Raw genomic sequence first — 14,254 nt, forward strand, 5'->3', positions numbered from 1 at the left:
CCGCAGTCCTTTAGTGTTTTAGTCCTTAGTGCTTAGTGAACTTCGCCGACCCCTGGCACTGAATGACTAAGGACTAAGGACTAAATCACTAAGCACTTTCGGTGGCCTCGCGCCCCGTCGCCTCCTGCACGGCGATGCGGAAGATCACGGTGCGGAAGGCCACCGGGTCGTCGGGGGTGAAGGTCTCGGGGATGAGGCGGCGCAGCAGCTCCACGCCCTGCCGCCACTCTTCCTCCTCCCACGCGGCTCCCTCGGACGGCAGCACGTAGAAGCCGCCGTGGACCACCACGCTGCGCCAGCGGAAGAGGTCCTCGATCTCGTCCACCTCGAAGGCCACGGGCCACCAGGTGTAGCCCACGGCGTCCATCTTGGCCCCGTGCGAGGTGCGCCCGTAGATCCAGCCCCCGTGGTAGACGTAGTGGAGCGGCTCGATGTCCACGTGGTTCTTCCACGCGTACGCCAGCCGGCCCACGTGGCTGCGGGCGAGGATCTCGTCGATCTCCCGGCGGTCCAGCGAGCGGAACCGCGGCGCGCGTACGGCGTTCATCGTCCCCTCCTCCTGCGCGTGAGACTCCGCCCCGGCCCGGGCGGACGCCTGCATCGGACCGAGGATACCCCCGGTGCCAGCGCGCGTCAGTCGGGAATCCTGAGCCGCCCGTCAGTAAAATCCCCTACAGAGCTCCTCCACGAAACGAAGACGTCCGACTTGCGTCCAGGGCGGCGGGGCCGGAGGTTGTCACGGGGCTGAGGTGGGCGAGGGCGGCTGAAGCCGCGGCAACAACGGCAGAAAGCCTCGCAAACCCCGCGAGGCTTCAACCGCATCGTGGAGGCAGGATTCGGCTCGGCGGGTGAAGATCCGCGCGGGACGAAGGGGAGCGCGGTCGAGGTCAGGGCCTGCTCCCCCGGTCTTTCGTACCTCGTACCTCGTACCCCGTACTTTCGTACTCACGCACTCACGCACTGGAGTCCACGTGGACATCACCTTCCTGGGGGCGGCGGGGACGGTCACCGGGTCGAAGTACCTGGTGGAGGCGGGCGGGAAGAGGGTGCTGGTCGACTGCGGGCTCTTCCAGGGGCTCAAGGCGCTGCGCGAGAGGAACCGCGAGCCGTTCCCCGTGCCCCCCGAGAGCGTGGACGCCGTGGTGCTCACCCACGCCCACCTAGACCACTCGGGGTGGCTCCCCGTGCTGGTGCGCGAGGGGTTCCGCGGCCCCGTCTGGTGCACGCCGGCCACGGCCGACCTCTGCGAGATCCTGCTGGCCGACAGCGCGCACCTGCAGGAGGAGGAGGCCGAGTTCGCCAACCGGCGCGGCCACGCCAAACACAAGCCCGCGCTCCCGCTCTACACCGTGCGCGACGCGGCGCGCGCCACCGAGCTCCTGCGCACGGCGGCGTGGGAAGAGGCGGTGGCGCTCGCGGACGGCATCTCCTTCCGCTACCGCCCGGCCGGCCACATCCCCGGCGCGGCGACGGTGGAGCTCTCGGCCGGGGGGAAGACGGTGCTCTTCTCGGGCGACCTGGGGCGGCCGGGCGACCCGCTCCTCCCCGACCCGGCGCCCACCCCCGGGGCCGACTACCTGCTGGTGGAGTCCACCTACGGCGACCGCCTGCACCCGCCGGTGGACCCGGGCGATGAGCTGGCCGAGGTGGTGAGCGAGACCGCCGCGCGCGGCGGCGTGGTGGTGATCCCGGCGTTCGCGGTCGGCCGCGCGCAGATCGTGATGTACCACCTGCACCGGCTCAAGGGCGAGGGGCGCATCCCCGACGTCCCCGTCTTCCTCGACAGCCCCATGGCCTCGCGGGCCACGCGCGCCTTCCGCGACCACCCCGAGGCGCGCCGGCTCTCGCCCGAGGAGTGGGCGGCGGTCGCCGCGTCGGCGCAGCCGGCGGACACGGTGGAGGAGTCGAAGCGCATCGGCCGCATGAGCTTCCCCCGCGTGATCGTCTCGGCCAGCGGGATGGCCACGGGCGGGCGGGTGCTGCACCACCTGGCCGCCCTCGCGCCCGACCCGAAGAACACGGTGCTCTTCGCGGGCTACCAGGCGGTGGGCACGCGCGGCGCGCAGATGGTGGCCGGCGCGCGCGAGATCAAGATCCACGGCGAGTGGGTGCCGGTGCGCTGCCGGGTGGAGCAGCTGGACGGGCTCTCGGCCCACGCGGACTACGAGGAGATCCTGGGCTGGCTGGCGAAGCTGGGGCGCGCCCCGCGCCGCGCCTTCATCGTCCACGGCGAGCCCGCGGCGGCCGACTGCCTGCGGGTGCGCATCCGGGACCGCCTGGGGTGGGAGTGCACCATCCCCGAGCACAAGCAGAAGTTCGCGCTGGAGTAGAGGCGGGACGGTCTATCGGGCCCCGATCCGGAGGGTGTATGCCCGTGAAGAAGCCTTCGCAGTGGCGGTCGGGCTGGCTCTGGCTCCTCCTCGTCGTCGGAGTGCTGGGCGCCTGTTACGGCATCGCGGGATATGCCCTGACCGCTTCCTTCAGCGTGGCCGATCCCCCCGGTTCGCCGAGCCGGGAGGGAGCCGCGATCTTTTTCGTGGCGGTCGCCGCGATCTCCGTCGTCCTGACCGCGGCCGCTTTCGTGGCGCTGCTCCTGCGGTGGGCCGGGCCGCCCGCCGACGATGCGCGCGCAACGCGGTAGTGGACCCGGAACGACGATGCACGGTTGATCTCCGGAAACAGTATGACGGCAGGGCGACACGGGGCTCGCGCTCAGCAGCTGCAGACCTTCCCCTCCGCCACCGCCTCGCGGCCTTCCTTGAACAGCAGCAGGGCGATGGCGATGGCGATCACCGGGTCCGCCTGCCAGAAGCCGAAGGCCTGGTTGAGGACGAGCCCCAGCAGCACGCCGGCAGACATCCCCACGCAGGCCAGCGTCTGCTTCGAATCCGCCTCCAGGCTGCGGCTCTCCAGCCGGCGCGCCGTGCGCCGCTTGGCGAAGAAGAGGAGCGGCATCACCACCAGCGAGAGGAGGAGGATGGCGATGCCGGGGACGGAGGGCTCCGGGCGCTCGCCGGTGAGGAGCTTCCGCGCCGCCTCGAAGAGCACGTACGCACCCAGCACGAAGAAGGTGTAGCCCACCAGCGTGAGCGCGCGCCGCTCCCTGCGCTCCGTCGCGGGCTCGCGGGCGTCTGCGTGCCGGCCGCGGAAGCGCCAGATCATCACGCCGCCGGAGAGCGACTCGACGAAGCTGTCCAGCCCGAACCCCACCAGGGCCACGCTCCCGGCCACCGCCCCCGCCGCCACCGACGCCGCCCCCTCCAGCAGGTTGTAGCCGACGGTGAAGTACGACAGCCACAGCGCGCGGCGGCTCAGCGCCCTCTCGTCCATGCGCGGCGCTCGTTCCTCAGCGGGGCCCGGCGGACCCGTGCCGTGCCGCCACTTCCCGGCGTCCGCCGTAGCGCCGGACGAGGGAGTCGCGGACCGGGTCGAAAGGCAGGCGCTCGATCACGCGCCTGAGCACCTCGTCCGTGGCGGGGTCGGTGGACGCCCCGCGCGAGAGAGCCTGCAGCTCCATGAACGACCTGAGCCTGCCGGCGTCCGCGGCCAGGGTGTGCCTTCCGCGCACGGTCCTGACGACGACCTTCTTCGCGGGAGAGCCGAGCTCGCCCAGGCGCTTCCAGTCCATCCCCCTGCTGACCAGGTGGACGGTCTCGCCGGGCTGCACCAGCCTTCCCCCGGAATCGATCGCCGCCTCCCAGCCCGGGGCGTCCCAGCCCACCGTCCAGACGTACGACGCGCCCTTCCCGGCGTTGGCCAGGTCGACGACCAGGTAGTACAGCAGGTCGTCCCTCACGTGGACCGTCTCGTACGCGACGGAGAACGCTTCCTTCCTTTCCGTCGCCTCCCGGAGCTGCCACACGAGGGCGACCCCCACCAGCAGGAGCCCGACGAGCACGGACGCACGGTCCGCCGGCGTCCAGTGCCCCGGTGTTTCGCCCGTCGCTCCCAGCGGCTGCATCGACTGCTCGGTCGTATGGTTCCCGCGATCATTCCGGCACCGCTCCCCCGAATCCGCCCATCCAGCCTCCGCCTGAAAGTGATTTGCACCGCATGTTTCCGGCCGCTGGTCCCCGGTCCGTGCGGTGTTGACGATCCGTGTCCCGCACGATACATCATTACCTGCTGATACGTACCCTTCCGCCCCGCGCGCCCATGACGCCGTCGACCGCACCCGCCCCGCTCGCCACGCGCGGCAAGCTCTTCCACGGCCTCGCAGACCCCTCGCGGCTGGCGATCCTCGAGGCGCTCCGGGAGGGGCCGCGCACCGTCTCCGACATCGTCGCCGCGACGGGGCTCGGGCAGCCGAACGTGTCGAACCACCTGGCGTGCCTGCTGGGGTGCGGGCTGGTGTCACGCGAGCCGGCCGGGCGCCGCGCCTTCTACCGTCTGAGCGATCCCCGCGTCGACGCGCTCCTCTCGCTCGCCGACGAGCTCCTGGCCGACGTGGCGCGCGGGGTCGAGAGCTGCCCGCGGAACCCGCGCTGCTGATCGCATTCGCATCTCATCCTCCGATCCCGATGCGCATCCCTCCACTTCCGCTCGCCGCCCTCGCGCTCCTGCTCGCGACGGCTTCGCACGTCCGGGCGCAGTCCGCGCGCGTGACGGTGCGCGTTCGCGCGGGCGAGGCGCCGGTGGCGGGCGCGCGCGCCGTCCTCGGCCGGGCCGCGGCGGCGACGGACAGCGCGGGGACGGCGGTGCTGGCGGCCGCGCGCGGGCCGGCCCGGCTGGTGGTGACGAAGCCCGGGTTCGCGCGGGCGTCGCTCGGCCTCACCGTGGCGGCGGACACCACGGTGGAGGTGGCGCTGGAGCCGCGCGAGGAGGCGGAGGTGGAGGTCGAGGCGCTGGTGGTGACCGCCACGCGCAGCGAGCAGCGCATCGAGGACGTGCCGGTGCGCGTGGAGGTGCTCGCGCGCGAGGAGGTGGAGGAGAAGATGCTGATGACGCCCGGCGACGTGGCGATGCTGCTCAACGAGACGAGCGGCCTGCGCGTCCAGAGCACCTCGCCGTCGCTGGGGGGCGCCACCGTGCGCGTGCAGGGCCTGCGCGGCCGCTACACGCAGGTGCTCTCCGACGGGCTCCCCCTCTACGGCGGCCAGAGCGGCGCGCTGGGGCTGCTGCAGATCCCGCCGATGGACCTGGGGCAGGTGGAGGTGATCAAGGGCGCGGCGTCCGCCCTCTACGGCGCCTCGGCGCTGGGCGGCGTGGTGAACCTGGTGTCGCGCCGCCCCGCGCCCGAGGCCGAGCGCGAGCTGCTCCTGAACGCCACCACGCTGGGCGGCGCGGACGCCGTCTTCTGGTCGTCGCGGAAGTGGGGGCGCGGGGGCTACACCCTGCTCGCGGGCGGCCACCGCCAGGCCGACGCCGACGTGGACGGCGACCGCTGGGCCGACCTCCCCGCCTACCGCCGCGCCGTGGTGCGCCCGCGCCTCTTCTGGGACGACGGCGCGGGCCGCTCGCTCTTCGCCACCCTGGGCGGCACGGTGGAGGACCGCGAGGGCGGCGGCCGGGTGGCCACGGGCGAGCTCTTCCCCGAGGAGCTCGCGACGCGGCGCGCGGACGCCGGGCTGGTCGGCCGCTTCCTGCTGGGCGAGGGGCGGCTCCTCTCGCTGCGCGCCTCGGCGATGGCGCAGCGGCACCGCCACACCTTCGGCGACGCCGTCGAGCGCGACCTGCACCGCACCGCCTTCGCGGAAGCCTCGCTCGGCGGCGCGGGGGGCGCCCACACCTGGGTGGCCGGCGCCGCGCTGCAGCTGGAGCGCTACGACGCGCGCGACGTCCCCCGCTTCGAGTTCGAGCACGCCATCTCCTCACTCTTCGCGCAGGACGAGGTCCGGTTCTCGGAGGCGCTCTCGCTGCTGGCGAGCGCGCGGGTGGACCGGCACAGCGAGTTCGGCGCCTTCTTCAACCCGCGCCTCTCCGCGCTCCTGCGCCCCGCCGAGGGGTGGAGCGTGCGCGCCTCCGCCGGCACCGGCTACTACGCGCCGACGCCCTTCACCGAGGAAACGGAGGCGATCGGCCTCGCCCGGCTGGCGGGGACGGCGCGGGAGGCGGAGCGCGCCCGGAGCGCCTCGCTCGACGTGGCGCGCACCGCCGGGGCCCTGGAGCTGAACGCCACCCTCTTCGGCTCGCTCATCGACGACGCGGTCGCCCTGCGGCCGGCCCCCGGCGGGACGGTGGAGCTGGTGAACGTGGAGGGCGAGACGCGCACCTGGGGCACGGAGCTGCTCGCCCGCTGGGTGCAGGGGCCGTGGCACGTGACCGCCACGCACACCTTCACCCGCTCGACGGAGCCGGACCCGGACGGCGCCGGCCGCCGCGAGGTGCCGCTCACGCCGCGGCACCAGGTGGGGGTGGTGGGGATGTGGGAGGCGGAGGGAGAGGGGCGCGTGGGCGTGGAGCTGTACTACACGGGCCGCCAGGCGCTGGAGGAGAACCCGTACCGCGCGGCGAGCCGCCCCTTCGTGATCCTGGGCCTGCTGGCCGAGCGGCGGATCGGCCGGGCGCGCGTCTTCGTCAACGCCGAGAACCTGCTGGACGCCCGCCAGACGCGCTGGGACCCGCTGGTCCTCCCCTCCCGCTCCCCCGAAGGCCGCTGGACGACGGACCTGTGGGCGCCCGCGGAGGGGCGGGTGGTCAACGCGGGCGTGCGTCTCGAGTTGTGATACCACTTTGCAGAGCATCGTTCGGGTACAGCTTTCTGATAGAGCATCACACAGAGGACACAGAGGACACAGAGAAACTTCACTCGCGTCTTCAGTTCCTCCGTGTTCTCTGTGTCCTCTGTGTGATTCCAATCTGTTCGGAACCAGAACAATGCTCGGCAATCTGGTATGATGCCGGTTCCAGGGATAGTTCCGGATGGATTCCGATCCTCCGGCGAACGGCGAAAAGGCCTCACACGGAGTCAACGGAGTCAACAGAGAACCCCCGCAGTTCTCCGTTAACTCCGTTTCCTCCGTGTGAGACATTCAGTGATGGATCTCGATCCCGACCGCGCCCCTGCGTCTCCGCGTGATTTCCAGCCTGTTCCGTGACGGTCCGGCCGGGCGCTAGGCGTACTCGCGGAGCGCCTCCTCGATCCGGTCGAGCAGCTCCGCCATCTCCACCAGGACCCGCGGGTTGGGGAGCGAGGCGCCCGGCTGCCGGACTCCCCCGTGCGGGAGCGGCCGGCGCCGGCGGCCCTTCTCGATCCGGGAGTGCAGGGCCGAGAGGATCGCCAGGGGGATCGCCCGCCCGAGGCGCTGCCGGTCCGCGTCGTCGATGAGGTCGGTGGCGGGGTCGCGCCAGGGGGTGTCGGAGCGCAGCTGGCGGATGGCCTGCCCGGCCAGCTCGCTCCAGTACGCGGTCGCCGAGTCGGTGGCCGCGGGCTCGGCGAACCAGGTCCGGATCTCCCGGGCGGCCCACTGCAGCTGCGGGGTCGGCCAGTTGGTCTCGACGGCTTCCACGCCCACCGTGCTCGGGTCGCGCTGCGACTCGCGCAGCAGGTCGATGAGCTCCCTCAGGCGCGCGGGGAGCGCCTCCTCCTCCTCGGGCGCGGGCCGGCTCAGCACCCAGCCGCTGATCTGCTCGACGTGCCGCCCCCTCAGCGAGATGATCGCGTCGAGGCCGAAGGTGGCGGCGGAGAGCTCCCGGATGTCCGCCCAGTCGCGCAGCCAGCGGTCGCCGCTCTCCCGCATGGCGTCCTGGGCGGTCGGCCCGGCCTCCGCGCCGTCCCCGCCCGCCGCGGCGCCGCCCGGCAGCGGGTACTGCCGGACGCCCTCGAACTTGAAGACCGAGGCGTTCTGGTGGTCTCCGCGCCCGTCCACGGTCCACTCCTCGGTCCAGTCGGCGGAGATGGTCATCAGCAGCGCGCCGCACCCGTCCTTGAGGTCCAGGATCTTCCACCCCGTGATCTGGTCCTTCCACAGCGCCACGGTGCGCTTGCGCTCCTCCGAGTCGGGGTCTTCCAGCGAGCGCGACCGGCAGCTCATCCCGGCGCAGGTGAGCGACAGCACCGCGGTGCCGGGATCGTCGGCGAAGACGCTGGCGTAGCGCGCGGCCCAGCGGTGCTTCAACTGCGGCCCGTCCATCAGCAGGGCCGTCAGGAGCGTCGGCCCCACGCCGCGGATCAGCTCGGACACGGGCTCGAGCTGCGCCAGGTCTTCGCAGATCAGCGGGCAGAGCGCCAGCCACCCGGTGGGGGTCAGGAAGGTCAGCCGGCGCTGGGCCACCGGGATCATCTCGTACCAGTTGCGGGTGGTGGCGAAGCGCCCCTCCAGGCAGTACTGCAGGATCTGGTTGCGGTCGATCTTCCAGCGGTGGTGCTTGCGCTGCGACAGCTCGTACCAGCTCTGGGCGAAGTAGACGGCGAGCCGCACCTCGTTCAGGTCGCCGAAGACGGGGTCGCGGTTGTGGATGCCCGTGATGAGCAGCGGTACGTGCTCGATGCGGCCTTCGCGGCGCGCGTCGCGCAGCTTCCACATCAGCGCCTCGTACTCGGCCTTGGTCAGCGCCAGCTCGGGGAAGACGAGCATGTGCAGCCTGCCCACCTCCTCGTTCACCTGCCGCACCAGCCTCACCACGCCGTCCAGGCGGGCGTGGCTGTCCTCGCCCGGGGGGTCGTAGCGGAAGTAGCGCACCGACTCGAAGGTGTCGCGCAGGGGGTAGAACGTGTTCTCCTCGACCTCGGCGGGCCAGGGGACCATGAGGATGTTGATGGTGTTCTCCTCGATGTTGGCCCAGGGCACCGTGCGCCACATGACCTCCACCTCGGAGCTGTGGAACGTCACCTGGTGCGACACCGAGCGCAGCGTGAGCCCCGACTGCGGCGTGCGCATCTTGGGCAGGACGATGCCGTGGTGCTTGGAGACGGCTGAGAGCGAGCCGCGCGCGGTGAGGAGGAGGTTCGCCAGGCAGTGGGCCAGGGCGTGCTCGGTGGCCGGCGCCACCAGGAGGCCGAACCCGGTGCACGCCTCGTCGGCCACGCAGTGCGCGATCACCAGGTTCCGGCACAGGCGCTTCGCCTCGGGGGTGGCGAGCACGCGCAGCTGCTCCACCGTGACGACGGGGGCCAGTTCCTCGATCTCGGCCAGCGCGTCCAGCAGGAACGGGGCTTCGGCCACCGGCTCCAGCGGCGCGGGGACGTCCGGCGTCAGCCGCCACAGCGGGCCGTCCGCCCCCTCGGGCGCGCCGCGCGCCAGGAGCGCGCTGATCCCTTCCAGCCAGGCCATGGCGCAGCGCTCGGCCCGCGGCTGCCACCCCGCCTCGCGCGGCCAGTCGGGAGAGATGATGTGGCGGTAGCACCCGGTCTGGCGCAGCAGGATGGAGGTGAGCGCGAACACGTCGGGCGGCCAGAAGAGCCAGTCGGAAGGAAACGCCCACTCGGGCGCGATGCTCTCGGCCAGGTACTTGACCGTCCAGCGCGGACGTGAGGCAGGCATGAGCACCTCCGCGAAAAAATCGTCCAACGGATCTGCCGCGGCGGGGGAGGCCGCGTTCACCAGAGGCCGGACCTGGAAGAAGAGACGGACCGCCGCCCGGGCATTCCCCCGGGCCGCCGGGCGCCCGCTCCCCAGCAATGGATCGCCGGCGCGGCGGCCGCGCAATAGTTCCGGAAACGGCAACTCCGGGACGGCGCCGGTCCGCCGTGCTGGTCGGCGGGACGGGCGCGCACGCCGGCCCGCACGCCCACACGCACCCGGCGCTGGAGGGCGGAGCGGTGGCGCTGGCCGCGCACACGGGGGCGATGTTCCTGGTGATGAGCGTCGCGGCGCTCGCGGTCTACCGTGTGCTCGGCGTGGAATTCCTGCGCCGGGTGTGGGTCAACTTCGACGCCTTATGGACGGGGGCGATGTTCCTCGCCGGCGTGGTTACGCTCCTCGCGCGGTAGGCCGATCGCGATCTCCGTGGACGTGAAACGCGAAAAGCTCCCGGGCCACGCGGCCCGGGAGCTTCTCGCATCTTGATAGTCGAGCGGCGTCAGTCCGCCGCGACGGCGCTCCGGCCGCGGCCGCCGCGGCCCCTGCGACGGCGGCGGCGCTGGGCCCCGTCCGTCCCGGCGGCGGGCGGACCGGCGTGCGGCCGGCCGTCGCGCTGCGTCGGAGCGGCCTGACGGTCCGCGCTCGCCGCGGCGCGGGCCTTGGCGTCGCGCCGGGCGTGGATCTGCCGGGTGCGCTCGGCCTTGGCGGCGGCCCGGGCCTCGGCCTCGGCCTGCGCCTGGGCCTTGCGCTCGACCTTGGCGGCGGCGCGCGCCCGCTGCTCGGCCTTCTCGGCGCGGATCTGCGCGATGCGGTCCTTGAGCGGGATCTCCAGCTTGTCGTCGTGCCTGCGGGTGTAGTCGAAGCCGGCCAGCATGCGCCGCTCGATGCGCCTGCCCAGCGCCCGCTCGATCGCCTTCACGTCGGCCTCCTCGTCGGGCGACACGAAGGTGTACGCCTCGCCGGTGGCCTCGGCGCGGGCGGTGCGGCCCACGCGGTGGATGTAGTCCTCGGGCACCTTGGGCACGTCGAAGTTCACCACGTGCTCCAGCGCCTCCACGTCGATGCCGCGCCCCACGATGTCGGTGGCCACCAGCACGCGGAACTCGCCGCTCTTGAAGCCGCTGAGCGCCTCGGTGCGCCGCCCCTGGCTGCGGTTGCCGTGGATGCGCGTGACCGCGATCCCGGCGCGCTCCAGCTTCTCCGTCAGCCGGTTCACCCGGTGCTTGGTGCGGCAGAAGACGATGGCGTTGCCCACCTCGTCGCGCCTGAGCAGCTCCAGCAGCAGCTCGGTCTTCAGGCCCTCGGGGACCGGGAAGAGCGCCTGGGTGACGGCCGAGGGCGGCGCCTGCTTCCGCTCCACGTTGATGGCGGCCGGCGCGTGCAGCAGCTCGCGGGTGAGCTCCACGATCGGCGCCGGGAGCGTGGCCGAGAAGAAGAGGGTCTGCCGCGCCCGCTTCGGCAGGTGCCGCAGCACGCGCCGGATGTCGGGGAGGAAGCCCATGTCCAGCATCCGGTCGGCCTCGTCGAGCACCAGGATCTCGAGGTGGTCGAGCCGGGCGTAGTCGTACTGGAAATGGTCCAGCAGCCGCCCCGGGGTGGCGATCAGGATGTCGACGCCGCGCCGGAACGCCTCTTCCTGCGGCTTCATCCCCACGCCCCCGAACACCGCGGCGCCGCGGATGCCGGTGTGCCGGGCCAGCTCCTTCAGGTGCTCCTCGATCTGCGCCGCCAGCTCGCGGGTGGGCGCCAGCACCAGCGCGCGGGTGGCGCCGCGGGGGCGCTCGCGCAGGCGCTGCAGGATCGGCAGGAGGAAGGCGGCCGTCTTGCCGCTCCCCGTCATGGCGCACGCCAGCACGTCGCGCCCCTCCAGCGCCGGCGGGATGGCGTCCGCCTGCACCGGCGTGGGCCTGGTGAAGCCGAGCTCGTCCACCGCGCGCACCAGCTCGGGCCGGAGCCCCAGCGCCGCGAACGTGGCCTCGGCCTTCCCGCGCGTGTCCTTCGTCTGCTGAACCGTCATCGTTTCCCAGGATAAAATGAACCCGGCCCCGGAGCCGAAATGCTCCGGGGTCGGGGAGCGTGCTGCTTCTGCCGGCGTCCCTGTACACCGCTGCCCGCCGTTTGTGCGCGGATGATCGGATCTCCTGGTTCGGGATGCACTTCTCGCGATCTGTCATTCCGAGCGGAGCCCGGTGCACCGGACCCGCGTCCGCACCGACGCCGTCAGGGCTCCCGAGGAATCTACCTGCGGCAGCCGAGAGGCCGGATCGGTGCACGGAGCCAGCCACGCGGCAGGGTGAGTAGATTCCTCGGGCGCCGCCCAGCTTCGGAGCGAAGACCGCTTCGGTGATGCGGCGCCGCTCGGAATGACAACCAGTTCCCGGTGGGATCGGCTGCGGCGCGGCTCCTGCGCACGGCTTCCGTTTCGGCGGAAGCCGTTCTTTATTGGTGGGCGATTCGTCCCGGACCGGCCGCCGATTCCCTCTGCGACGCGAGATGAAACCGCTCTCTCGTTTGATTCTCCTCGCCCTGCTCCCGGCGGCGCTCTCGGCCTGCTCGCCCGGGTACGTGCTGCGCGCCACCTGGGAGGAGGCGAAGATCCTCCAGCGGCGCACGCCGATCGCCAGGGTGATCGCCGACCCGCGCACGGACGAGGCGACGCGCGCCAAGCTGGCGCTGGTGCTGGAGGCGCGCGCCTACGCCGCCGACTCGCTGGGCCTCCGGGCCGGGAAGAGCTACACCCTGTTCTCGCGCGTGGAGTCCGACACGCTGGCGCTGGTGCTCTCGGCCGCCTACCGCGACCGCTTCCAGGCCAGGACCTGGTGGTTCCCGGTGGTCGGCCGCGTGCCGTACAAGGGGTTCTTCGAGGAAGACGACGCCCGCCGCGAGGTGCGCCGGCTGGAGGCGCAGGGATTCGACACGTACCTCCGCCCCACGGCGGCGTTCAGCACGCTGGGATGGTTCAACGACCCGCTCCTCTCCACGCTGCTGCGCTACGACGAGGTGTCGCTGGCGAATACCGTGATCCACGAGCTCTTCCACAACACCTTCTACGCCCCCGGCCAGGCCGCCTTCAACGAGAGCCTGGCGAACTTCGTGGGCGGCCGCGGCGCCATCGCCTTCTTCTGCGGGAGGGACGGACCCGAGTCGCCCGCCTGCCGCCGCGCGAGCGAGGAGTGGGACGACGACCTCCTCTTCGGCGCCTTCCTGAGCGGGCTGGTGCGCGACCTGGAGGCGCTCTACGGCCGCGCCGACCTCACCAGCGAGCAGAAGGTCGCCATGCGCGAGGACGTCTTCGCCGCGGCGAAGGAGCGCTACGCGCGCGACGTCCGTCCCCGGCTCGAGGTGACCAACTTCGACCGCTTCCTGAACGACCAGCTGAACAACGCCACGCTGATCTCCCGGCGACTCTACTACGACCGGCTGGACCTCTTCGAGCGCGTCTTCCGCGCCCGCGGCGGCGACCTGAAGCGCGCGATGGACGACATCGTGGCCGCGGCGCGCTCGAAGAAGGACGACCCCTACGCGGCGGTGGCGGCGCTGGTGGAGCCGGCGTAGCCATCCTCGCGAGCCCGCGGACCCCCGCCGGCCGGGCTCACGGGAGTTGCCGGGCGAGAATCCGGTCCAGCCCTCCACGCGGACGAACGCGTACCCCAGCCGCTGCGCCTCCTGCTCGACCGCCGGCGAGCGGGTGAGCAGGTTGTCGCCCAGGAAGGGGTGCCAGTACTGCTTGAGGGGCGCCGGGTCCCAGTCGGGCGGCACGAGCTCCCGGGCCGGCCAGACCCATCCTTCCGTGCCCACGAGCGTGTAGCCGGCCGCCGCGGCGTCGCGGCGGCCCTGCTCGGTGGCGGTCGAGAAGTAGTCCTGCCGCCCGGCGTGCCAGTACAGGTCGAGCGGCACCGAGTCCACGCCACGCGCACTGTCGCCCTCGAACCCGACGAACTCGTACGCCGACGCGGCCGCGCTCAATGCCGCCTGGACCGTGGACGCGGTCAGGAAGTCGTTGCGCCCCGCGTGGAAGAAGAGCTTGAGCTTGCGGCCGCCGTCCAGCTCCGGCGGGGCCTCGGGCGTGCCCTCGGTCCGGATGCGGACGTACCCGGCCGCCAGCGCGTCGCGGACACCGGCCTCGGTGGCGGTGGTGAAGTTGTCGCCGCGCGCCGGGCTCCAGAAGAGCTCCAGCGGCCTGGCGAGCAGGACCGGGATGCCGGTCACCCATCCCTCGGTGCGTACGAACGCGTAGCCGGCCGCCCGGGCGTCGCGCCGCCCCGCGTCGGTGGCGGTGGTGAAGTTGTCGCCCCGCGCCGGGCTCCAGAACAGGTCGAGCGGAACGTGCCCCTGGTGCTCGGGCTGGTCGCGGACCCACCCCTCCGTTCGCACGAAGCGGTAGCCCGCCAGCACCGCGCTGACGCGGCCCTCCGCGGTGGCGGTGAGGAAGTTGTCCTGCCGGAAGGGGTGCCAGTACTGGTTGAGCGGTCTGAGGGGCATGGTGCACCAGCCTTTCACGGGAGGGAATCATCAAGTGGCGGGCGGGCGCACCGCCGGAGCCTGGTGCGTGCAACGGCGGCACCAGCGCCCGGAGCCGGCGACGCACCGGCCCAAGCGCTTGCGGTGGAGCCACCTGACGTGAAATGGCGTGGCGGCGCGGTGCGGCCGGGATGCCTCAGGTTGTGGAAGAGCCGCCCCAGGCGGGGCGGGCGCGGGGGTTGTGGAACGGCCTGAGTTTTCGCACTTTTCCGAGGGTACAGACAGCCGCCGGCGCGGGCTCGCCGGCGGCGTTGCTTTCTTCACGGCAGCAG

Annotated in this window: 11 protein-coding genes; 6 read left to right on the forward strand and 5 right to left on the reverse strand. The window is 72.4% G+C overall.

Annotation, left to right across the window (positions count from 1 at the left end):
• Nucleotides 1-88 precede the first annotated feature (88 nt).
• Complete coding sequence (locus tag VF746_19565; protein ID HEX8694632.1) at nucleotides 89-547, reverse strand: pyridoxamine 5'-phosphate oxidase family protein; 459 nt, start codon at nucleotides 545-547, stop codon at nucleotides 89-91.
• Nucleotides 548-971: 424 nt separating this feature from the next.
• On the opposite strand from VF746_19565, the gene VF746_19570 reads away from it, so the two are divergent.
• Both VF746_19570 and VF746_19575 read left to right on the forward strand, forming a co-directional pair.
• Nucleotides 972-2,330: an MBL fold metallo-hydrolase gene (locus VF746_19570; GenBank protein ID HEX8694633.1), complete on the forward strand. Its 1,359-nt coding sequence runs from the start codon at nucleotides 972-974 to the stop codon at nucleotides 2,328-2,330.
• A gap of 38 nt (nucleotides 2,331-2,368) precedes the next feature.
• Entirely contained in the window at nucleotides 2,369-2,641 is a 273-nt protein-coding gene (locus VF746_19575) for a hypothetical protein (protein ID HEX8694634.1), read from the forward strand.
• 71 nt (nucleotides 2,642-2,712) lie between these two features.
• On the opposite strand, the gene VF746_19580 is transcribed toward VF746_19575, so the two are convergent.
• Both VF746_19580 and VF746_19585 read right to left on the reverse strand, forming a co-directional pair.
• Nucleotides 2,713-3,330: a cation transporter gene (locus VF746_19580; GenBank protein HEX8694635.1), complete on the reverse strand. Its 618-nt coding sequence runs from the start codon at nucleotides 3,328-3,330 to the stop codon at nucleotides 2,713-2,715.
• Between the two features lie 16 nt (nucleotides 3,331-3,346).
• Nucleotides 3,347-3,961 carry a hypothetical protein gene (locus VF746_19585; GenBank protein HEX8694636.1) on the reverse strand — a complete coding sequence of 205 codons (615 nt, stop codon included), beginning with the start codon at nucleotides 3,959-3,961 and terminating at the stop codon, nucleotides 3,347-3,349.
• A 194-nt stretch (nucleotides 3,962-4,155) separates the two neighbouring features.
• On the opposite strand from VF746_19585, the gene VF746_19590 reads away from it, so the two are divergent.
• Together VF746_19590 and VF746_19595 are read left to right on the forward strand one after the other, a co-directional pair.
• Complete coding sequence (locus VF746_19590) at nucleotides 4,156-4,491, forward strand: metalloregulator ArsR/SmtB family transcription factor (GenBank protein ID HEX8694637.1); 336 nt, start codon at nucleotides 4,156-4,158, stop codon at nucleotides 4,489-4,491.
• Between the two features lie 29 nt (nucleotides 4,492-4,520).
• Complete coding sequence (locus VF746_19595; protein ID HEX8694638.1) at nucleotides 4,521-6,665, forward strand: TonB-dependent receptor; 2,145 nt, start codon at nucleotides 4,521-4,523, stop codon at nucleotides 6,663-6,665.
• A gap of 387 nt (nucleotides 6,666-7,052) precedes the next feature.
• Here VF746_19595 and VF746_19600 read toward each other — a convergent pair whose 3' ends face one another.
• Nucleotides 7,053-9,422, reverse strand: coding sequence for a hypothetical protein (locus tag VF746_19600; GenBank protein HEX8694639.1), 2,370 nt, complete (start codon nucleotides 9,420-9,422; stop codon nucleotides 7,053-7,055).
• 206 nt (nucleotides 9,423-9,628) lie between these two features.
• Between VF746_19600 and VF746_19605 the strand changes: the two genes are divergently transcribed.
• Nucleotides 9,629-9,871 carry a hypothetical protein gene (locus VF746_19605; protein HEX8694640.1) on the forward strand — a complete coding sequence of 81 codons (243 nt, stop codon included), beginning with the start codon at nucleotides 9,629-9,631 and terminating at the stop codon, nucleotides 9,869-9,871.
• A gap of 89 nt (nucleotides 9,872-9,960) precedes the next feature.
• Here VF746_19605 and VF746_19610 read toward each other — a convergent pair whose 3' ends face one another.
• Entirely contained in the window at nucleotides 9,961-11,478 is a 1,518-nt protein-coding gene (locus tag VF746_19610) for a DEAD/DEAH box helicase (protein ID HEX8694641.1), read from the reverse strand.
• A 494-nt stretch (nucleotides 11,479-11,972) separates the two neighbouring features.
• On the opposite strand from VF746_19610, the gene VF746_19615 reads away from it, so the two are divergent.
• Nucleotides 11,973-13,016 carry an aminopeptidase gene (locus tag VF746_19615; GenBank protein HEX8694642.1) on the forward strand — a complete coding sequence of 348 codons (1,044 nt, stop codon included), beginning with the start codon at nucleotides 11,973-11,975 and terminating at the stop codon, nucleotides 13,014-13,016.
• Nucleotides 13,017-14,254: the final 1,238 nt, after the last annotated feature.

Origin of the sequence: Longimicrobium sp. (genome assembly GCA_036389795.1) — a bacterium.
Lineage (GTDB): Bacteria > Gemmatimonadota > Gemmatimonadetes > Longimicrobiales > Longimicrobiaceae > Longimicrobium.